The sequence below is a fragment of the Lactobacillus sp. WILCCON 0149 genome (assembly GCF_057197965.1).
The window spans coordinates 1,429,925-1,449,658 of the sequence record NZ_JBUBHO010000001.1 but is presented as its reverse complement, the minus strand read 5'-3'; the positions used below and the strand labels follow the sequence as shown (position 1 = coordinate 1,449,658).

Sequence of the window (19,734 nt, the reverse complement as noted above, 5' to 3'; positions counted from 1 at the left end):
GTCCAGCCGGATTTGGCTGGGAATTAAAGGTGGTACCGCGAGCAAGTCGTCCTTTTGCAATTAGCAAAAGGGCGGTTTTTTTTGCTAGAAAAGGTGATAAAAATGAGGCGCATTAACGAATCAGATTAAAAGCAAGTTAGAATTTTACAGGAGAGAATATTAATGAACATCGACAAGAGCAAGATCAAGAAAATCGTATTGGCATACAGCGGCGGCTTGGACACTTCCGTAATCATTCCCTGGCTGAAGGAAAACTACAACAATCCGGAAATCATCGCGGTTTCCGCCAACGTCGGCCAGGGCGATGAACTGGAAGGGCTGGAAGAAAAGGCCAAGAACTCCGGGGCAGCTAAATTGGTTGTGGCCAACTTGGAAGAAGAGTATGTCAACGATTATCTGCTGCCATGTCTGAAGGCAGACGCCAAGTACGAAGGCTACCTGCTGGGGACGGCCAACGCCCGTCCTTTGATCGCCAAGGCTTTGGCGGAAGTAGCCATTAAGGAAGGGGCCGACGCGATTGCCCACGGGGCAACCGGGAAGGGCAACGACCAGGTGCGTTTTGAATTAGGGATCAAGCACTTTGCCCCGGACATGCCGATCATTGCTCCTTGGCGGGAATGGGACCTGGTCTCAAGAGAAGATGAAATCGACTACGCCGCCGCTCACCATGTTCCTTTGCGGATCAGCAAGGAAACCAACTATTCTAAGGACAAGAACCTCTGGCACTTAAGCCATGAAGGGCTGGACCTGGAAGACCCAAGTCTTGAGCCAACTTATGAAAAGCCGGGCTTTTTGGAAATGGGCGTGTCACCGCTTGACGCCCCGGACAAGCCAACTTACCTGCAGCTGGACTTTGAAAAAGGCGTGCCGGTTGCCTTAGACGGGCAGGAAATGCCCTTGATGGAAATGCTGGAGAAGCTGAACAAGGTCGGCGGAGAAAATGGGATTGGCCTTTTGGACTTGGTTGAAAACCGTTTGGTTGGGATGAAGTCAAGAGGGGTCTATGAAACTCCAGGCGGCAGCATTCTTTACTTTGCCCATGAATACCTGGAAACCATCACCCTGGACAAGCAGGTTCAGCACAAGAAGTCAGAACTGGCTATTACTTACGGGGAACTGGTTTATGACGGGCAATGGTTCACTCCATTAAGAGAAGCACTGGCTGCTTTTGTCGACAAGACCCAGGAGTGCGTGACCGGGACGGTCAAATTGAAGCTCTACAAGGGCAATATCATCAAGGCCGGGGTAACTTCGCCAAACAGCCTTTATTCAACTGAGCTGGCAACTTTTGACGAATCCGACTACGACCAGGCGGAAGCTGCAGGCTTTATCAACCTCTTCGGTCTGCCAATCCAGGTGCAAGCAAAGCTGGACGCTAAGAAGAAGTAAGACGGGACAAGTTTTTTAGATTAGGTGATTGTGATATGAAAAAGATGTGGGCCGGCAGAACTTCCGGTAAGACTGACCAGATCGCGGACGACTTCAACTCATCGATCCGTTTTGACCAAAGAATGTATCCAGAAGATATTGCCGGCTCCATTGCCCATGCCAAGATGCTGGCCAAGCAGGGGATTATTCCTAAAGAAGAAAGTGAGAAAATCATTGCCGGCTTGGAGGGCATCTTAGCTGACTTAAATAGCGGCAAGCTGGAAATTGACCCGGCCGCTGAAGACATTCATATGTTTATTGAAGAAACCCTGACTGACCGGATTGGCCAGGACGGGAAGATGCTGCACACGGCCCGGTCAAGAAACGATCAGGTAGCCTTGGATATCCGCTTGTACATGCGGGAAGAAAACGGGCAGATCAAGCAGCTCTTAAAAGACTTGGTAGCGGCTCTTTGCGACCAGGCGGAAAAGTACAAGGCTAGCCTCATGCCTGGCTACACCCACCTGCAGCGGGCCCAGCCGGTCACTTTTGGTCACCAGCTGATGGCTTATGCCTACATGTTTATGCGGGATCTGGACCGATTGGGGCAGATGGAAGAGCGGATGAACTATTCGCCAATCGGCAGCTGCGCTTTGGCCGGGACGACTTACCCGATCGACCGGGTTTATGAGGCGGAACTTTTGGGCTTTAAGGCTCCGGTAGCCAATAGTTTAGATGGGGTAAGTGACCGAGACCACGTGGTTGAAGACTTAAGCGACCTGGCGCTGGTGATGATGCACCTGTCCCGCTTAAGTGAAGAGCTGATCTTGTGGTCATCTTGGGAATTCCACTTTGTCCGCCTGGCGGATGCTTATACGACTGGCTCTTCCATCATGCCGCAGAAGAAAAATCCTGACATGGCCGAACTGGCCCGGGGGAAGACCGGCCGGGTCTACGGGGATTTGATGGCAATTTTGACGACCTTGAAGGGACTGCCCCTGGCCTATAACAAGGACATGCAGGAAGACAAGGAGGCCTTGTTTGACGCCATCGACAATGTTGAGCTGTGTCTGGAGACTTTTATTCCGATGATTAAGACCCTGGAGGCTAATGAGAAGGCCATGCACCAGGCGGCGCAGAAGGGCTTTATCAACGCGACGGACTTGGCGGACTATCTGACCAAGAAGGGGATGCCGTTTAGAGATGCCTACCATATTTCCGGACAATTGGTGGCCTTGTGCATTGACCAGGACACGGTACTGGAAGACTTGCCTCTTGCAACTTACAAGGGCTATAGCGACTTGTTTGATGAAGACTTGTACCAGGCAATTGACCTGCATAACTGCCTGGCTAAGCGGACTTCTTTGGGCGGACCGACGCCGGATTCAGTCCAAAAGCAGGTTGATGAGGTCAGAGGCAAGCTGGCCGAAGAAAATTAGGATTAATCGCTTTTAAGCCAGGACAGGGTTGTCCTGGCTTTTTGGCATCTTCTGCTTTGAAAATGGCGTCTTTTGCTCTTCTAACTTTTGCCTTGGCCGGCTATACTAGGTGTATCATTAAACGAACTAGGAAGGTAAAAACAATGAACCACTTTATTTTGGACGGCCGCTATGAGGACTTATTGGAACATTACGGGATTGACGTGGCCGCGGCTTTAAAGAAGGCGGACTTGCCGGAAATTTTGTTTAAGAAAAAGCACCCGGCCATGACGGAAACGGAATACTACGGTTTTATGGGAGCAGTCGGGGATATGGCGAGAGATCCGTATTTGCCGGTCAAGATTGCCAGCGCCAGTCAGATTGAATCCTTCTCTCCGCCGATTTTCGCGGCTTATTGCAGCAGAAACGGGCAGGTTTTCATCAAGCGCTTAGCCCAATATAAGAAATTAATCGGGCCGATGACTTTTAATGTGACGGAAGACGAAAATAATCTGGCAATTGAACTGAAGACCAGTAAAGAAGAGTACAAGTTGCCGGAATTCGTAATTTTGTCAGAATTTGCCTTCTTGGTCGCTATGCTGCGGCGGGCCAGCCAGGAGGAGATCAATCCGGTTGAAGTAGAGCTGGCGATTCCCTTGCCAGAAAATGAGGGGGTCAAGGAATTTTTTGCCTGCCCGATTAAGGAAGAGGCAGAAAACAAGATTACTTTTGCCAAGCAGGATTTGGAGCTGCCGTTTATTTCTTACAACCAGGCCATGTGGGACTACTTTGAACCAGAGATGAACAAGCGTCTGGCGGCTTTGACGGTGGACGACTCAGTCAGCGCCCAGGTGAGAAGCGCTTTGACGGAACTTTTGCCAAGCGGGGAGTTCACGATTGACGACGTGGCGAAAAAATTGGGCTATTCCAAGCGGACCTTGCAAAGAAAATTGAGCGCGGAGAAAACGAATTTTCAAAAACAATTAAATTCAACCAGGGAAATTCTGGCCCTGCACTACCTGCGCAATACTGACATGACGACTAATGACATTGCCTACCTTTTGGGCTACCAGGAACTGAATTCCTTCCTGCGGGCTTTTACCATTTGGAAGGGCGTCAGCGTCAGCGAATACAGAAAGCAGATCGCGGAAGAAGAAAATTAGAACAGACGCAAAAGGCGGACCAGGCGGTAAGGCTTGATCCGCTTTTTTAGGTAGAGGAAGTGGACAGGGAAATGGTATAATTTGGAGGAAGTAAGCGCATAATTAGGAGGTAATGGAATGGCTAGAGTAAGCGAAGCGCAAAAGAGAGCAAATAAGAAGTGGGATGAGGCAAACAAGGAGCGGAAGGCCTATATTACTAAGCGGTCAGCGGCGAAAAACTTTATTTTGAAGCTGGCAACCGCGGAAGATTTGGAGCTCATGGAAGAATATATTGTTGAGCGCAGAAAGATGCTTGAGGAGTAAGGGGAATTTAAAGTAGGAAGGAGATAGGGCATATGAAATTGATCGTTTATAAATTATCTGGTGAAATTGACTATGAAGGTGAGTTCATAATCAATAGAACCCCGCTTGGCCAAAAAGTGAGGGTGACCACGAGCGATGGAGAAGTGTATGTCGGTTTCTGGAATACTCCGGCTTTGCATGGAGAGCTACCGGATGTGATTGAAGTTCTTCGATATGACTTGGATGAGTCTACGGCAACGCTGAGAAGCAATAATGATACTATTGATTCTGTGCCGTTAGATAAAATTGTCAAGATAGAGGCTATTTTGTACAGCAACCCTCGTTGGGGTGTCAGACCCACGAACAAGTTTGTTGGGGGCGACGGGCGGCCTCTTTAAGTTAGCGGAAGGAATGTGGTGATGTTAGGATGAAGGAAGAGCCATGGGATACTGAGTAGGATGATAAAGATGAGAAATCTGGTTGTGAATGGATATTGTTTATTGTCCTCGTAGTGGCATGTTTTTGGTTTATGAAGTGGTTCTTTGACCGCTACGGGGACTTAATACTCGGGTTAATAGTACTTGCTATATGGGGCTTTTTCGATATAATACATTCGATATTTAAGAAGCTGTTTTGAATGTTGAAGAGCTAAAAAGCCGCTTAGAGACCTTCTAAGCGACTTTTTACATGGAAAACTAAATGAAAAATGTGGACGTTACTTTGAATTATCCTCATCAAGTTCAATCAGATCGTCAAGAACTTGTCCTGGCGTTTTGCCTAGGGCTTTAGCGACTGCGCTGATGACTTTGACGGTTTGTCCGGACAAGGGTTTAGTATCTTTAACGGCGTTGGCTAAGGTTGTATTAGCAATCCCAGTTTGTTTAGCTACTTGGTAGCGAGTGACGTTATTTTGATCGAGATATTCTTGCAGTGCATTCATTTGATTTATTCCTTCTTGTCAGTATTTGTTATTCAACAGTTTCTGTGGCACGTTTTTTAATTTCTGCGGCTTCCTTATGTAAAAAGACCAGATATATATCGTGGGTAATCCAGAGGATTACGAAGGCAGCCTCCACTCCCACATTCTAAGAATATAATAACGCTGGAGTTATTATTTCGCGAGAGAAAAAATTGGGTGTAGAGGATTATTGCTAAGATTAGCGTGCTCTTTGTTAGGGGAAAATGAAAATAAGGATAACCGTTTAAAAAATGATGTGTTATAGTCATAATAAGAGATAAATAAAAATACGAAAGGAGGGAGATATGATTAAGGGTGAACTATTCAAGTAACCTGCTTGGATGGCACTGACTGTAATCATAGCAGATGTGTACATGAACATTGATGTAGTTGCAGCAATAATTTTTGCAATCCTTGGTATCAGCTGGTTGTACTACTACGCGCGCTTGAAGCGGGCAGAAAAAGTCAGCAGGAAGCTGGAAGAACAATTAAGGCAGAGGGATGCAGGAAACCAGGTTGCTAGAAATCTTTGAGCGGAACAGGGTTGTGTAAGATTTTTTCTCTAAAAAATGGTTAGATGTTTTGTAGAAAGTATTGGCAGGTTTACTATGACAAGCAAAGAAGAAAAATATAAAAAGATTACCAAGATCGCTGTCGTCGTGGGTGCAATCTTATGGATAATCGACGGAGTACTTTGGCTCTGTTTCGACTAAGCAAGGCTGGGGTGAATGAAATGCCAAGAGCCTTTAAGAGAAAGGTATCCCTTTTATTCTCCGTGTTGGCAATTATCATTAACATTTTGACGTGGGTGGTAAAATAATATGACATCGGAAGCACAAGCCAGGGCTAACGCCAAGTGGAAAGAGAAAAATAAAGATAGGCAGCGCATCTATCGGTACAGATCCCAAGCCCGAAAGTTCATTAGGGACCTGGCAGATAAGGATGACTTGCTAGAACTTCAGCAGATGCTTGAAGAGCGGCTGAAAGAATTGTAATGCCAGTTATTTTTGATTTACATCACGTCTCCTTTTAGCGACCAAAGTCAATCCCTTAACTTAATGACATTGGTCAATATCGACGACTAATGTTCGGTGAGACGTTAGCATGAAAAGAAAAAAGTGGGAATAGATGAGTTGTGCTATCATTTCTCCAATTTAGCTTATCTGGAAAACAATCAACAAGCTATTTTAAAAAGTCAGCTCGCGAAAGCTTGGCAAGTGTACAGATTAAAAAAGGGCAGTGAGCGTGTGTACTCACTGCCTTATTAATTAATCTTGCTGGTCGAGTTCAATCAAGTCATCTAAAACCGCGCCAGGTGTTTTGCCCAAGGCTTTAGCGACTACGCTGATGACTTTGACGGTTTGGCCAGACAAGGGTTTGCTGTCGGCGGTTGCGTGAGATAAGGTCATTTGCGAAAGTCCAGAAATTTTGGAGACTTGATACTTTGTGACATTGTTTTGATCCAGATATTTTTGTAAGACGTTCATTTTTTGGCCCTTCAAAATAACAAAAGCCACCAAGAAAACGTTCACGGTGGCTTCATACTGATTATCCTATTAAGGAGAGTACAGGATTTGAACCTGCGCACCAATTCAACATTGGTTCGGCGGATTTCGAGTCCGCTGCATTACCGCTCTGCCAACTCTCCAGAACATTTATTATTATACTGTAAAGTTAAGCAAAGTAAAAGAGCAGGGAAAGAAATTCGCGGAAAAATCAGGTATACACGAGAAACAGAAATGAGGTGATTAACATGGATGATGATAAAAAAGATCAAATTAAGTCATTCGTTGAATTTGTACTTTTCGTTGTTATAGTTTTTGCCTTCGGGTGCTGGCTCACCTCGATCTTTATAGATCATTTTGGCTATATTATCATTGGTGGCATCGTTTGCGGGATACTTGTTATCGGTGACCTATTTAGCCACTTTCTTTAATATAGCAAAGTAAATTCCTTATTCAAGCGTTGGCTATACTAGATGGTGCTGTCCTTTGGGCACTGTTGAAGCGTATTCCCCACGTAAGTAAAGGGGGAAACTGACGAGAGGTAGTCTCTAATGAAAAAGTATCTACATGAACATCGTGGGGATATTATTGCATGGATTGTTACAGTTATTTGTGTTTCCATTTTTGTTTATAAATTTGGCTGGATAATTAAGAATGCTGTTTTAGCCTTTTTTATTTTGGCTTTGATCATAGCTCTCTCAATTTTGGACCTTTTTTTCATGATATATTGCTCTCAAGTCTAGATAATAGATATCCCCACCTATGCCGGGATGATCATAAGTTTCCCTTAAAGCACAAGCAAATTTCAAGGATCTTTGGTAGAGTAGAAGTAATAGAGAAGGAGTGGTGAAATGAGCATCTACGGAAAGTACGCCGACTATCTTCCACAGATCCTGGATTCTGTTTTGCAGCAAATCCAAGGCATCGGTCAGGAATATAGTGCAAAACACGGCCAAAAACTATACGAGCACTTGGAGGGCCGCGTCAAAGGCGAAGAAAGCATGACACAAAAGTGCGAGAGAAAAGGTTTGCCGCTGACGCCAGAGTCTGCATTGATCGAAAATAGAGATTCGATCGGCCTCAGAATCGTCTGCAACTTTATTGATGATATCTACACTTGCATTGAATTACTGAAGAAGCAGGACAACTTCAAGATTATTAATGAAAAAGACTACATTACCGATGCAAAGCCAAACGGCTACCGGTCATACCACCTGATCATGGAAGTAGTCACTCCCTTTGAAGATGTCCACGGCAATAAGCCTGGCACCTACTACGTTGAAATCCAGCTGCGGACAATTGCCATGGACACCTGGGCCAGTCTTGAACACGAAATGAAGTACAAGCATGACATCAAGAATCCTGAACGCATCAGCAAGGAACTCAAGCGGGTTGCTGACGAACTGGCATCTTGCGATGTAAGCATGCAAACAATCCGCCAACTGATCAAGGAAGGGTAACTATGAAAATTCTTTTAGCTGAAGACGAAGCACAATTGAACAGAGTTTTGACGGTCGCCATGCAAAAAAGCGGCTATGATGTCGACTCAGTTTTTAACGGCCAGGAAGCCGTCGATGCTGTCAAAAAGCATCCCTACGACGTCATCATCATGGACATCATGATGCCCGTCAAAAATGGCCTGGACGCAGTCAAGGAAATCCGCGCTACTGGCGACAAGACCTACATTATGATGCTGACCGCTAAGTCTGAAATTGACGACAAGGTAACTGGCTTGGATGTTGGTGCTGACGACTACTTGACTAAACCATTCTCCTTGAAGGAACTGCTGGCCCGCCTGCGGTCAAAAGAGCGCCGAAGCGAGGACTACAACAGCACTCAAGAACTGAATTACGACAACCTCAAACTTGACCTTAACTCCCAAGAACTGTCCAGCAACAACTCCATCAGCCTGTCCAAGCAGGAAACTGGTTTGATGCGCTACTTCTTGCTCAACCCTGGCAAGGCCATCAGCACTGAAGAGCTGTTCAATCACGTTTGGAAAAACGAAGATGAAAGCGAAGATGTAGTTTGGGTATACGTCTCCTTCCTTCGGTCCAAGCTGGCCTCAATCGGGGCCAATGTCCAGATTTCCGGCGAAAAGGGCGGGGACTTCTGCCTTGAGAGGGCTTGAACATGATTAAAAAGGTTAGGCGCCGCTTCATGTGGGTAGCCACTCTTTCACTTTTCTTAGTCATGATCGTTTCCTTTGCCAGTTTGATTGGCATCAGCATCTTTGAATCAAGCCATGAAGCTGATCAGGTTTTGTCTATCATTGTCAAAAACAACGGACGGCTGGATGTGGTACAGGCCAAAAAGAAACTGGGTGACCAGTACAACCGGGAAGGGATGTTCAAGTACCGCTATTTCACGGCTAACGTCAATACGAAAAAACAGACTTTGACCGTAATTGACGCGGATCATATTATTGGCAATTCGATTGACTCAGTTTCAAATCGAAAGAATCAAATTGCCAGGCGCTTGAAGTCAGGCCAGCTGAAAGGGACGGTCCGTACTAAAGGGCTGCGTTTCCGCTATTTGGCCAAAAAAATCTCCGCCAATAAATACTATATCTGTTTCATTGACATGAGCCCGCTGATGCAGTCAGCCCTATTGCTGGTGAGATATGCCTTGATCTTCACCTTCGGCGGGATTTTGGTTTTTGTTGTTGTTATGGCGCTTTTAGCCGATCGGGCGATTGAGCCAATCAAGGATGCTTACGATCGGCAACGGCGCTTTATCACCAATGCCGGGCACGAACTGAAGACGCCATTGGCTGTAATTAGTGCTAACGCTGAAATGGAAGAACTGCTTGGCAACGATGATGAATGGAATGAAAGCACCAAAGAACAGGTGGTGCGGATGACCGGACTAATCAACCAGCTGATCACTCTGACCAGAATGAGTGAGCCGGAAGAACTTGTTTTGTCAAAGGTCAACTTTTCAGAGATTGCCAAGGAATCAGCGGATTCGTTTAAGTCGGTCTTGGCTAAAGACAATAAGAAATATGTCATCAGCATTGATCCAGACCTTTATGTCAATGCTGAGCAACGCAGCCTGCTGGAACTGGTCAATATTTTGATCGATAACGCCCAGAAGTATTGCGATCCTAAAGGCGAGGTCATGGTTATTCTGGCTAAGAGCCGGCTTAACCAAAACGCGGTTTTAACGGTCACCAATTCATATAAGAATGGGGCTGGGATCGACACCAACCGCTTCTTTGAACGATTTTACCGGGAAGACGAATCCCATCATTATGACGGGAAGCAGAAAAATGGTTTTGGGATTGGCTTGTCCATGGCCCAAGACCTGGTTTCGGCCTTTGGCGGCAAAATTAATGCCAGCTGGTCGGATGGCGTGATGAACTTCACGGTAACTTTCAAACGGGTTCACTAAAAGCACTCCCTCGCGGAGTGCTTTTTTGCTGCAGTGTTTTTTGGGCTAAATTTCGAATTAGTTAGGAAAGAGGTTGTAGTTAATAGTATAATTTGAATGTAACCGCTATGTTAAGATGCGAGAGAATGAGAAAAAGAGGGGAAAAGGAAAAATGGCTAAGCCAAAAGATTATACGATCGGCCTTGATATTGGTACTAATTCGGTTGGCTGGGTTGTAACTGATGACCAAAACAATATTCTGCGAATTAAGGGTAAGAAAGCAATCGGTGCTCGTTTATTTGCAGAAGGAAATGTGGCAGCAGAAAGAAGAGGCTATAGAACGACTAGACGTCGGCTTTCAAGAAGAAGATGGCGGATTAAGCTGTTGGAAGAGCTCTTTGATGAAGAAATTGCCAAGGTAGACCCGAGTTTTTTCGCAAGATTGCACGAATCTTGGATTTCACCTAAAGACAAGAGAAAGCGCTACTCAGCAATTGTCTTTCCAAGTCCAGAAGAAGACAAAAAGTTCCATGAGGCATACCCGACGATTTATCATTTGCGCGATAAGTTGATGAAGGATGATCAGAAACATGACATCCGGGAAATCTACATTGCCGTACACCAAATGATCAAAGCTCGTGGTAATTTCTTGCACGATGAATCCGTAGAAACTTATCGCTCAGGGATGAGTTCATTGGGTGGTCGAAGCGAAAGAACCATTTTGAGCGTTCAAACTCTTGAAGAGCTGAATGAACTCTTTGCTGAAAATGAAGGCACCGAGGAAGTCGAATTGAATGTTGCTTCAGCTGAGCAAATTAATGAGATCCTCACTGGTGGCCATTTGAATTTGGATAGTCAAAAGGAGATTGCCGACCTCTTGTTGCCAAGCAGCTTCCCAAGTTTCGATGACAAAGCGAAGGAAAAGCAGGTCAAGAAGCTGATCAAAAATGTGGCAACGAATATTTCTAAAGCATGGTTGGGATATAAGTCAGACTTCTCAACTATTCTGAATATTTCCAATGTTGACAAGGATAAAAAGAAGACATTTGCTTTTGCTTTACAAGGCGGGGATGAAGAGGACAAAGTACAAGAATTGGAATCTCTGTTAGAGCAGAGTCAAACTGATATTGTGGATCGCCTTATTGTAATTCGGCATGCTATTGTTCTGAGTGAGATTGTTCCAGTTGGAATGACCCTGTCTGAAGCGATGATCGATAAGTATGATCAGCATAAAGAAGACTTAATTACTTTAAAGGCAGTTATTCGGAATATCAAGGACAAAAAGAATGCTGCCAAATTGCAAGCAATTTATGACTTGTATGTCAACAACCGCCATGCGGATTTGGCAAAAGCAATGAAGTTGACTGGAATTAAGAAGAGAAGCGAACTGCTTGATCCTGAGGAACTCAAGAAAGCAATTTCCAGTTTGTTGGATGACTCCCCAGAGGCTGTTGAGATTAAGCAAAGACTCGAAGAAAAGACCTTTTTGCCTTTGCAAAGATCAAACAACAATGGTGTAATTCCAAACCAGCTTCATCAAGTAGAACTTGATGAGATTATCAAGAAGCAGAGCAAGTACTACCCATTCTTGGCTGAGAAGAACCTAGATGAATCAGAAGAAGCCCTAAAGAAGGCACCAACCAAGTTGGATGCATTGTTGACTTTCCGCGTACCGTACTATGTGGGGCCGATGATTACCAAAGAAGAGCAGGAAGCACAGGACGGCCACAGCTTTGCTTGGATGGTTCGTAGAGATCCTCAAGACCATGAGGCGATTACTCCGTGGAACTTCGAGAAAAAAGTTGATAAGATGGCTTCTGCTACTCAGTTTATTAAGCGTATGACAACAAAGGATACGTATTTACTCGGTGAAGACGTTATGCCAGCATCCAGCTTGAAGTACCAGTTGTTTACGGTCTTGAATGAGCTGAACAATATAAAGGTTAATGGTAAGAAGCTGACTAGTGAGGAAAAAGAACAAGTAATTGAAGGCTTGTTCAAGAAGCATAAGACTGTAAAAAAGAGCAACTTCCTCAAATATTGGCAAGCAAGGCATATAGGTATTGACGTCACTGTAGACGGCCTTTCTGATCCAGAGAAATTTAACTCGACACTGTCAACTTACATCGATTTTAAGAAGATCTTCGGTGATGAGCTTAATGACGCAAATCGGCAAAATGATTTTGAAAAGATCATTGAGTATTCAACGATTTTTGAAGACCGTAAGATTCTTGAAGACAAGTTACGGGCTGATTTTGCTTGGCTGAACGAAGAACAGATTAAGCAACTTTGCCGTCTGCGCTTGCAAGGCTGGGGCCATTTGTCTGACAAATTGTTGACTCGTTTAACAGATGGGGATGGTCAGAACGTTCTTGAACGTCTTTGGAATAGCAATGATAATTTTGGTCAAATTGTCAGTGATCCATACATCAAGGCCAAGATTGAACAAGAAAACCAGAAGCTGTTGCGTGAGGGCCAGTCTGATGATGCAGTAGAAAGTATTTTGGATGATGCATATACATCTCCACAGAATAAGAAGGCTATCCGTCAAGTAATGCGCGTTGTTCATGATATTGTTAAAGCGTGTGACGGCAACGTACCATCGAAGTTTGCCATCGAATTTGCTCGCTCGCAAGAGGATGATCCAAAGAGAACTACTGCAAGAGTAAATCAAATGCAGAAGGTCTACGATCAAATTAGTGATGAAGTGGTCAGCCAGGGTGTTAGAGAGCAGCTTAGTGGGATGAAGTCACTTAAAGACCGCTACTACCTGTACTTTATGCAGGGCGGTAGGGATGCATATACTGGTGAGAGATTGAACATCGACCGGTTGTCAGATTACGACATTGACCACATTATGCCGCAGTCTTTCGTTAAAGATGATTCCTTAGACAACCGAGTTTTGGTCGCGAGAGCAGTAAACAATCAAAAGTCTGATAATGTTCCAGCAAAACTCTTTGGAAATAATGTAGTGCTTGATTTAGGAATTACCGTCAGAGAAATGTGGGGTAGATGGCAAAAGCTCGGTATGATTACCAAGAGAAAATTGAATAATCTTCTTACTGATCCGAAAGTTCTTAGTGAATATCGGGCTCAAGGCTTTATTCGTCGTCAATTGGTTGAAACCAGTCAGGTTATTAAACTGACGGCGACTATTTTGCAAAGTGAGTATCCAGACAGTAAGATTATTGAAGTTCCAGCGAAATACAACTCTATTGTCCGTAAGCAATTTGATTTGTATAAGAGTCGTGAAGTTAACGACTACCACCACGCTATTGATGCCTACTTAAGTACGATTGTTGGTAATTATCTCTACCAAGTTTATCCAAACTTGCGCAGAATGTTCGTCTACGGTGAGTTTAAGAAGTTTAGTTCTAATGCTGAAGAATCAGCCCATGATGTGGCTAGACGCGTTAAGTCAATGAACTTCTTGGATGATTTGCTTCGTGGTACGCATGGCGACAATATTTACTGCAGAAGTACTGGTGAAATTGTATTCAACAGGAACGATATTATCTCTAAGCTTAAGCAAGCATACTCTTTTAAGCAGATGCTGGTAACGCAGGAGGTCTTTACTAGAAAATCAGCCTTGTTTGATCAAACGGTTTACCCGTCACCAGAAAGAGACTCGAAGAAACGGTCTGGTTTAATTCCTAGAAAGAAAGGAATGGATACTGAGATCTACGGTGGGTACAGTGGTAATAAGGATGCCTACTTTGTCTTGGCAGAGGCTGTAAAAGACAAGGGGCATGCGCTGCAGATCGTCGGTGTTCCGATTCGCGCGTTAAACACTCTGAAGAATTCAACAAATTATTCTGAAAAGCTGTTAGAAATTATTAAGCCGCAGGTAATGTTTAACAAAAAGAACGGGAAACCTAAAAAAGGTGTTAACGGTGTCAGAATCTTAATGGACAATATTCCGTATCGCCAACCCGTTTTGGAAGGCGGAGCGCTGTATATGTTAGGGAGCTCTACTTATAAGTACAGCCTTAAGCAGATTACTCTGAGTCAAGAGTCAATGAAATATATTCTTGACTACATTGATGATCCTAGTTTCAATAAACATGTGATGGTAAATATTGATCACCAGGATGAAAAGAAGTGCTTGCTGTCAGTATATGATGAAATTTTGGATAAGATGGATAAGTATCTGTCATTATTTGACATTAATGGCTTCCGCAAGAAGCTTCATGACGGTAGAGAGAAGTTTGTCAGAATGTCTGCTGAAAATGAAGCAGAAGTAGTCAAGGATGTCTTGCGAGGTCTTCACGCAAATTCTGAGATGACAAAGCCGTCTGGATTAGGGTTAACTACTGCCTTGGGCTTTATGCAAGCACCAGATGGAATTAAGATTTCAGATGATGCTGTATTCATTTATCAATCACCAACTGGATTATTTGAAAGAAGAGTCAAGGCCTCTGATTTACTGAAATAGGAAACTGAGGAAAATGAAACAGGGAGCTACGCGGTTGGTGTAACTCCCTGTTTTGTTGCATAAAAAAAGCCCGCAATACGCGGGACAAATGTATAAACTCCGCTCCGAAGAGCTTTGCTTGATTTTAAATCAGGTTGTCTATTCAATAAGGTCTAACGTCGGGAGCTACCCGACAAGTTCATTATAGCATTTAGGTAAAAATAATCAAGGAGATAATTATGGGATGGAGAAATGTGATCATTACACAGCACTCTAAACTATCGTATTCTTCTAATATGATGGTCGTTCATACAAGAGATGGGATCAACCAGATTCCGGTAAGTGACATCAACATGCTGGTAGTATTAACAACACAAGCAGTTATTACTAGTGCTTTAATTGCAGAATTGGCAAAAAAGCAGACGAAGGTAATTTTCGTTGATGAAAAACAAGAGCCAATTTGTGAGACAGAAAATTACTATTCGACTAATTGCCATCCTGAAAAGCTGATAAAGCAGTTTAATTGGGACGAAGACAGAAAACAGATTCTTTGGACTAAAATTGTGGCAGCGAAGATTCAGAACCAAATGAACGTGTTGCGGATTTATGGCTTGCCAACAGACGAAATCGAGAAAGATTTTCTGGAATTGGAACTAAATGATGCATCCAACCGAGAAGCTACCACAGCTAGAAAGTATTTCACGGAATTATTTGGTAAAGACTTCAAGCGTAGGGAAGATTCAAATGCCTTAAATGCGGCTCTTAATTATGGATACTCCATTTTGTTGTCAGCAGTTAACCGCAAGATTACTATGGATGGTAATCGGACATATATGGGCGTACACCATTCATCGGAACACAATCCTTTTAACCTTGGATCAGATTTAATGGAACCTTTTAGGCCGTTTGTTGACTACTGGCTTTATGACCACAAAAATATAAAGGAATTCACACCTGATATCAAGTATGGTTTGGTGGAACTGTTAAGTCTTAGGATTATCTACAATGGTGATCGAATGATTTTAGGAAATGCGATCAATCAGTATGTGCATGACTGTTTGAGATATTTAGATGGAAATCTCTTTGAGATGGATATTGAGCTGGGGGTTGACTATGAGGTACCAAATGATGCGATTGATGATAATGTTTGATCTTCCGGTTGATACAGCGGTAGACAGAAAGCAATATCGGCAGTTTAGGAAGAACTTAATTAATGAAGGGTTCGTGATGATTCAATATTCTGTTTACGTAAGAGTGTGTGCTTCAAAAAAGGCAGCAGAACTCTTGGAAAAGAGAATAAGAGGATATGTTCCAGAGTATGGTGTTATTCAAAGCTTAATGCTGACAGAAAAGCAATATAACGACATGCATTTTCTGTTGGGTGAGCCAGTGAAGGACATAAGAAATACTTCAGACAGGACGGTAATCTTATGATTATTACGTACAAGGCACACAAATCTTTTGAGATCGAGAACGGAAAGGCTAACGTCATTGCAACGTCAAGTCCAATTGCCTACTGTAACTTGATCGAAGGGATGCAAGAAAAGAATGAGTTACTGTGCGCAGTGAATGAAGATTATGATGCTATTCCGTTGAGCAAGGCAGTGGACTGGCTTGGAGATCCATTAATCAGTGAATCATTGCTTCAAAGGTATATGACCAAATTAACTAGCTATGTTGTTGATGAGCTAAGCTCGGATGGCAGAAACAGAATCATTACTCTCTATCGTGATCTACTAAATGCTGTTCAAGACGAGCTGTTTATGGAAGATTTGCCGCTTGAAATAAGCTTTGACACAGACCTGAAGAAACTCTTCAAATTTGGTGGTCTACACTTCAACAAGACACTCACTCGCGATCCATATGGTATAATCGAGACAGTACTTAGGATACATGACAGGTTAGATCTTAAGTCTACTGTTGTTTTTAGTAATGTAGCTCATTACTTAGATGCAGAACAGTTTGAAGAAATTTCTAAGCTGTGCTTAGAGCTAAAAAAGTCTATCATTTTTATCGAGTTTTGTAGCCATAAGGATCAGGTTGTATATGGTGATGCAAAATTCAATTATATTGATGAAGACCTTGTTGATTGGTACTAGCCTTCTATTAAAGCCGTATTAAAAAATAACTGTTTTAGAAGGTTGTCTATTCAATAAGGTTTAACCCTCATCTGCACATTGTTCGTTAAACTCATCTGTTTTAGAAGGTTGTCTATTCAATAAGGTTTAACCCCCGTAAGAGATCAAACTGTTACGGGAGCTAGTTTTAGAAGGTTGTCTATTCAATAAGGTTTAACCCCAGTTAAGATTTTTAAGTCACACGATCAGGGTTTTAGAAGGTTGTCTATTCAATAAGGTTTAACCCAGAAAGTTGATTACGGCGTCAGTTGCTTCGGTTTTAGAAGGTTGTCTATTCAATAAGGTTTAACCCACAAGTACTGCTTGTTCGGCTCCATTCCTTGTTTTAGAAGGTTGTCTATTCAATAAGGTTTAACCCCCAATTCAATCAGCTTCGGCAGCATTTCCGGGTTTTAGAAGGTTGTCTATTCAATAAGGTTTAACCCTCCTTGTGCCTGATGCACCACTCTACGCGGGTTTTAGAAGGTTGTCTATTCAATAAGGTTTAACCCGCGATAATTGCAACAGGACTAAGACGATCGGTTTTAGAAGGTTGTCTATTCAATAAGGTTTAACCCAAAGTATCGCGCCATGCTTTCACAGCTTGCGTTTTAGAAGGTTGTCTATTCAATAAGGTTTAACCCGCCATCTAATTGAACAATACTTTGGCAAAGGTTTTAGAAGGTTGTCTATTCAATAAGGTTTAACCCTAACCTGGTTTTAGAAGGTTGTCTATTCAATAAGGTTTAACCCCCATCAACCCGGTTTGTGAGTTGTTCCCGTGTTTTAGAAGGTTGTCTATTCAATAAGGTTTAACCCTTAAGATCTACGACTTCATCAGTGGCTTTCGTTTTAGAAGGTTGTCTATTCAATAAGGTTTAACCCCTGCACTAGGCACTACCGGCAATTGATCAGGTTTTAGAAGGTTGTCTATTCAATAAGGTTTAACCCTGTGAAAGAGTACTGGTCAACATTGAAGCAGTTTTAGAAGGTTGTCTATTCAATAAGGTTTAACCCCTTCACAGTGTGATACTTCTGGATGTGATAGTTTTAGAAGGTTGTCTATTCAATAAGGTTTAACCCCGATGATGTTTAACAGTGTTCTAAAGAGCTGTTTTAGAAGGTTGTGTCTATTCAATAAGGTTTAACCCAAGGCCGCCCAGCGGGGCGAATCCGGGGGCGTTTTAGAAGGTTGTCTATTCAATAAGGTTTAACCCTTAGTCCTTTCTTATCAAATCAATGTAAACAGTTTTAGAAGGTTGTCTATTCAATAAGGTTTAACCCTGAGCGAAGACGAGAAGCAGGCTTACAAGTGTTTTAGAAGGTTGTCTATTCAATAAGGTTTAACCCATCGACGGATCCGCCATAATCAGCAGAGAAGTTTTAGAAGGTTGTCTATTCAATAAGGTTTAACCCAAGCCTATGTAGACCATGGGACAGAGTACTGTTTTAGAAGGTTGTCTATTCAATAAGGTTTAACCCGAATACTTGAGGTTGTACAGCACAGACGACGTTTTAGAAGGTTGTCTATTCAATAAGGTTTAACCCTAATGGACTTTGAAGGCCTAAGATGACCTAGTTTTAGAAGGTTGTCTATTCAATAAGGTTTAACCCGCGCTGGCATGCTGTCAGTTGGTCAAATAGGTTTTAGAAGGTTGTCTATTCAATAAGGTTTAACCGCTACTTGGATGCGTGGATTGAAATAGTTTTATAGTGTTGTTTATTCAATAATGTCTAATTTTCCCAACGTATGTTGGGGTGGCCATCATAATGGCCTAATACTAAGACGACGATTCTACTCATTCCACGCAAGTGAGGGTGATCGTTTTAAAAGGTTGTCTATTCAATAAGGGATAAAAGTGCTTTTCATGATTGAGAAGCACTTTTTCCTTTTGAACACAACAACTTAAAAAAGCGCTAAATCAAGCGCTTCACCAAGCAAGCCGAAAAATATTATAGTAAAATATACTGGTTATATAAAAGCTGAGCCAAACTCAGCATCCCCAAAACAAAACTTAGTTGAGGAGAAAAAATACATGCAAGATATTTATATTGTCGCGGCCAAGCGAACTCCATTTGGCCGTTACCACAAGCAATTGGCTGACTTTTCCGCCATCGACCTGGGCCAAATCGCCCTGCGCGGCGCCTTGAGAGAAGCGGGGCTTGACGCCGAAGCCCTGGACGCCCTCTTCATGGGCAATGTCCTGTCTTCTGGCCTGGGCCAAAACATGGCCCGGCAAATCGCCTTAAACGCCGGGATGCGGCAGGACTCTGTCGCCGTGTCCATCAACGAAGTCTGCGGCTCCAGCCTCAAGGCTGCCCGCCTGGCTGAAGCCCAAATGTTAATCGGTGACCTGGGCCTGGTTGCTGTCGGCGGCAGCGAAAGCATGACCAACGCCCCAAAGGAAATCATGTTCAGCGATGGTCTCGTTGACTCCTTCTCAGGCAAATCCATGGGCATCACTGCCGAAAACGTGGCTAAGCGCGACCACATCAGCCGCCAAGACGCTGACGCCTTCAGCCTGTCATCTCACCAAAAAGCCGTCAAGGCACAAGCAGAAGGGCTTTTTGCCGACGAAATCATTCAAATTGAAGATCTCAAGCAAGATGAAAACGTCCGCCCGGATACCAGCCTGGAAGCCCTGGCAGGCCTGAAGCCGGCCTTCTCAGAAGACGGGACGGTCACTGCTGGCAACGCCTCCCCAATCTCCGATGGGGCCAGCATGATCATCCTGGCTACTTCCGAAAAAGTTGCTGAATACCAGCTGACGCCTTTAGCCAAGCTGGGCGCTTACGCCGAAGTTGGCTATGATCCGGAATTCATGGGCTACGGTCCATACTACGCTATCCGCAAGCTGCTTAACGAAACTGGCCGGCAGGTAGCCGACTACGACTTCTTTGAAATCAACGAAGCCTTTGCCGCTACGACTTTGGCTGTTGCCCGCGACTTGGAAATTCCTTTGGACAAGGTCAACAAGCAGGGCGGGGCGATCGCTTTGGGTCACCCGCTCGGCGCTTCCGGCACCCGGCTGCTGGCTACTTCTGCCCGCCAGCTGCAAAGAGACGGCCAGCGCGCTATCGCCAGCCTCTGCATCGGGGGCGGCCTGGCCATCGCTTTTGAAATTGAGAAGGCATAA

Annotated in this window: 18 protein-coding genes, 1 tRNA gene and 2 CRISPR repeat arrays; of the genes, 16 read left to right on the top strand and 3 right to left on the bottom strand. The window is 43.8% G+C overall.

Annotated features, from left to right (window positions below; genetic code table 11):
• Positions 1-162 precede the first annotated feature (162 nt).
• From ACYVUV_RS06660 to ACYVUV_RS06640, 5 genes are all read left to right on the top strand, one after another.
• Positions 163-1,389: an argininosuccinate synthase gene (locus tag ACYVUV_RS06660; RefSeq protein WP_439774916.1), complete on the top strand. Its 1,227-nt coding sequence runs from the start codon at positions 163-165 to the stop codon at positions 1,387-1,389.
• Positions 1,390-1,424: 35 nt separating this feature from the next.
• Positions 1,425-2,807, top strand: a complete 1,383-nt coding sequence (gene argH, locus ACYVUV_RS06655) for an argininosuccinate lyase (protein WP_484499212.1) — start codon at positions 1,425-1,427, stop codon at positions 2,805-2,807.
• 143 nt (positions 2,808-2,950) lie between these two features.
• Complete coding sequence (locus ACYVUV_RS06650) at positions 2,951-3,949, top strand: AraC family transcriptional regulator (protein WP_484499211.1); 999 nt, start codon at positions 2,951-2,953, stop codon at positions 3,947-3,949.
• A gap of 117 nt (positions 3,950-4,066) precedes the next feature.
• Positions 4,067-4,252 (top strand): hypothetical protein, encoded by a 186-nt coding sequence (locus tag ACYVUV_RS06645; protein WP_484499210.1) that lies wholly within the window; start codon positions 4,067-4,069, stop codon positions 4,250-4,252.
• Between the two features lie 32 nt (positions 4,253-4,284).
• Positions 4,285-4,629 carry a hypothetical protein gene (locus ACYVUV_RS06640; protein ID WP_484499209.1) on the top strand — a complete coding sequence of 115 codons (345 nt, stop codon included), beginning with the start codon at positions 4,285-4,287 and terminating at the stop codon, positions 4,627-4,629.
• Between the two features lie 317 nt (positions 4,630-4,946).
• On the opposite strand, the gene ACYVUV_RS06635 is transcribed toward ACYVUV_RS06640, so the two are convergent.
• Positions 4,947-5,171: a helix-turn-helix domain-containing protein gene (locus ACYVUV_RS06635; RefSeq protein ID WP_484499208.1), complete on the bottom strand. Its 225-nt coding sequence runs from the start codon at positions 5,169-5,171 to the stop codon at positions 4,947-4,949.
• Between the two features lie 392 nt (positions 5,172-5,563).
• On the opposite strand from ACYVUV_RS06635, the gene ACYVUV_RS06630 reads away from it, so the two are divergent.
• Both ACYVUV_RS06630 and ACYVUV_RS06625 read left to right on the top strand, forming a co-directional pair.
• A complete protein-coding gene (locus tag ACYVUV_RS06630; protein ID WP_484499207.1) occupies positions 5,564-5,722 on the top strand; it encodes a hypothetical protein in 159 nt (52 codons plus the stop codon).
• Positions 5,723-6,010: 288 nt separating this feature from the next.
• Positions 6,011-6,184 (top strand): hypothetical protein, encoded by a 174-nt coding sequence (locus ACYVUV_RS06625; protein WP_484499206.1) that lies wholly within the window; start codon positions 6,011-6,013, stop codon positions 6,182-6,184.
• Positions 6,185-6,457: 273 nt separating this feature from the next.
• Here ACYVUV_RS06625 and ACYVUV_RS06620 read toward each other — a convergent pair whose 3' ends face one another.
• Together ACYVUV_RS06620 and ACYVUV_RS06615 are read right to left on the bottom strand one after the other, a co-directional pair.
• The gene (locus ACYVUV_RS06620) at positions 6,458-6,676 is read right to left on the bottom strand and encodes a hypothetical protein (RefSeq protein ID WP_484499205.1); all 219 of its coding nucleotides are present in this window, start codon (positions 6,674-6,676) and stop codon (positions 6,458-6,460) included.
• A 72-nt stretch (positions 6,677-6,748) separates the two neighbouring features.
• A tRNA-Ser gene (locus ACYVUV_RS06615) sits at positions 6,749-6,837 on the bottom strand.
• Positions 6,838-6,942: 105 nt separating this feature from the next.
• Here ACYVUV_RS06615 and ACYVUV_RS06610 point away from each other — a divergent pair.
• The 9 genes from ACYVUV_RS06610 to ACYVUV_RS06570 all read left to right on the top strand — a co-directional run bounded on the left by ACYVUV_RS06610 (position 6,943) and on the right by ACYVUV_RS06570 (position 19,734).
• On the top strand, positions 6,943-7,125 hold the full coding sequence (locus ACYVUV_RS06610; RefSeq protein WP_484499204.1) for a hypothetical protein: 183 nt from the start codon (positions 6,943-6,945) through the stop codon (positions 7,123-7,125).
• A 420-nt stretch (positions 7,126-7,545) separates the two neighbouring features.
• A complete protein-coding gene (locus tag ACYVUV_RS06605; RefSeq protein WP_484499203.1) occupies positions 7,546-8,154 on the top strand; it encodes a GTP pyrophosphokinase in 609 nt (202 codons plus the stop codon).
• A gap of 2 nt (positions 8,155-8,156) precedes the next feature.
• Positions 8,157-8,825, top strand: coding sequence for a response regulator transcription factor (locus ACYVUV_RS06600; protein ID WP_484499202.1), 669 nt, complete (start codon positions 8,157-8,159; stop codon positions 8,823-8,825).
• A 2-nt stretch (positions 8,826-8,827) separates the two neighbouring features.
• Entirely contained in the window at positions 8,828-10,087 is a 1,260-nt protein-coding gene (locus tag ACYVUV_RS06595) for a sensor histidine kinase (protein ID WP_484499201.1), read from the top strand.
• Between the two features lie 151 nt (positions 10,088-10,238).
• Positions 10,239-14,501, top strand: coding sequence for a type II CRISPR RNA-guided endonuclease Cas9 (gene cas9 / locus ACYVUV_RS06590; RefSeq protein WP_484499200.1), 4,263 nt, complete (start codon positions 10,239-10,241; stop codon positions 14,499-14,501).
• Between the two features lie 218 nt (positions 14,502-14,719).
• Complete coding sequence (gene cas1, locus ACYVUV_RS06585; protein WP_484499199.1) at positions 14,720-15,631, top strand: type II CRISPR-associated endonuclease Cas1; 912 nt, start codon at positions 14,720-14,722, stop codon at positions 15,629-15,631.
• Positions 15,609-15,914 carry a CRISPR-associated endonuclease Cas2 gene (gene cas2 / locus ACYVUV_RS06580; protein WP_035162685.1) on the top strand — a complete coding sequence of 102 codons (306 nt, stop codon included), beginning with the start codon at positions 15,609-15,611 and terminating at the stop codon, positions 15,912-15,914. The genes cas1 and cas2 overlap by 23 nt, the downstream gene beginning before the upstream one ends.
• Positions 15,911-16,579, top strand: a complete 669-nt coding sequence (csn2, locus tag ACYVUV_RS06575) for a type II-A CRISPR-associated protein Csn2 (RefSeq protein WP_484499198.1) — start codon at positions 15,911-15,913, stop codon at positions 16,577-16,579. Before cas2 ends, csn2 begins: the two co-directional genes overlap by 4 nt.
• A 31-nt stretch (positions 16,580-16,610) precedes the next feature.
• Positions 16,611-17,680: direct repeats of the CRISPR family, unit length 36 nt; unit sequence GTTTTAGAAGGTTGTCTATTCAATAAGGTTTAACCC.
• A 97-nt stretch (positions 17,681-17,777) separates the two neighbouring features.
• Positions 17,778-18,277: a CRISPR direct-repeat array (repeat unit 36 nt; unit sequence GTTTTAGAAGGTTGTCTATTCAATAAGGTTTAACCC).
• Positions 18,278-18,633: 356 nt separating this feature from the next.
• Positions 18,634-19,734 carry a thiolase family protein gene (locus tag ACYVUV_RS06570; protein WP_439774904.1) on the top strand — a complete coding sequence of 367 codons (1,101 nt, stop codon included), beginning with the start codon at positions 18,634-18,636 and terminating at the stop codon, positions 19,732-19,734.

What these genes read in the sequence shown, in the direction of transcription:
- ACYVUV_RS06660 (WP_439774916.1), top strand. Translation starts at nt 163, where the DNA reads ATGAACATCGACAAGAGCAAGATCAAGAAAATCGTATTGGCATACAGC.
- argH (WP_484499212.1), top strand. Translation starts at nt 1,425, where the DNA reads ATGAAAAAGATGTGGGCCGGCAGAACTTCCGGTAAGACTGACCAGATC.
- ACYVUV_RS06650 (WP_484499211.1), top strand. Translation starts at nt 2,951, where the DNA reads ATGAACCACTTTATTTTGGACGGCCGCTATGAGGACTTATTGGAACAT.
- ACYVUV_RS06645 (WP_484499210.1), top strand. Translation starts at nt 4,067, where the DNA reads ATGGCTAGAGTAAGCGAAGCGCAAAAGAGAGCAAATAAGAAGTGGGAT.
- ACYVUV_RS06640 (WP_484499209.1), top strand. Translation starts at nt 4,285, where the DNA reads ATGAAATTGATCGTTTATAAATTATCTGGTGAAATTGACTATGAAGGT.
- ACYVUV_RS06635 (WP_484499208.1), bottom strand. Translation starts at nt 5,171, where the DNA reads ATGAATGCACTGCAAGAATATCTCGATCAAAATAACGTCACTCGCTAC.
- ACYVUV_RS06630 (WP_484499207.1), top strand. Translation starts at nt 5,564, where the DNA reads ATGAACATTGATGTAGTTGCAGCAATAATTTTTGCAATCCTTGGTATC.
- ACYVUV_RS06625 (WP_484499206.1), top strand. Translation starts at nt 6,011, where the DNA reads ATGACATCGGAAGCACAAGCCAGGGCTAACGCCAAGTGGAAAGAGAAA.
- ACYVUV_RS06620 (WP_484499205.1), bottom strand. Translation starts at nt 6,676, where the DNA reads ATGAACGTCTTACAAAAATATCTGGATCAAAACAATGTCACAAAGTAT.
- ACYVUV_RS06610 (WP_484499204.1), top strand. Translation starts at nt 6,943, where the DNA reads ATGGATGATGATAAAAAAGATCAAATTAAGTCATTCGTTGAATTTGTA.
- ACYVUV_RS06605 (WP_484499203.1), top strand. Translation starts at nt 7,546, where the DNA reads ATGAGCATCTACGGAAAGTACGCCGACTATCTTCCACAGATCCTGGAT.
- ACYVUV_RS06600 (WP_484499202.1), top strand. Translation starts at nt 8,157, where the DNA reads ATGAAAATTCTTTTAGCTGAAGACGAAGCACAATTGAACAGAGTTTTG.
- ACYVUV_RS06595 (WP_484499201.1), top strand. Translation starts at nt 8,828, where the DNA reads ATGATTAAAAAGGTTAGGCGCCGCTTCATGTGGGTAGCCACTCTTTCA.
- cas9 (WP_484499200.1), top strand. Translation starts at nt 10,239, where the DNA reads ATGGCTAAGCCAAAAGATTATACGATCGGCCTTGATATTGGTACTAAT.
- cas1 (WP_484499199.1), top strand. Translation starts at nt 14,720, where the DNA reads ATGGGATGGAGAAATGTGATCATTACACAGCACTCTAAACTATCGTAT.
- cas2 (WP_035162685.1), top strand. Translation starts at nt 15,609, where the DNA reads ATGCGATTGATGATAATGTTTGATCTTCCGGTTGATACAGCGGTAGAC.
- csn2 (WP_484499198.1), top strand. Translation starts at nt 15,911, where the DNA reads ATGATTATTACGTACAAGGCACACAAATCTTTTGAGATCGAGAACGGA.
- ACYVUV_RS06570 (WP_439774904.1), top strand. Translation starts at nt 18,634, where the DNA reads ATGCAAGATATTTATATTGTCGCGGCCAAGCGAACTCCATTTGGCCGT.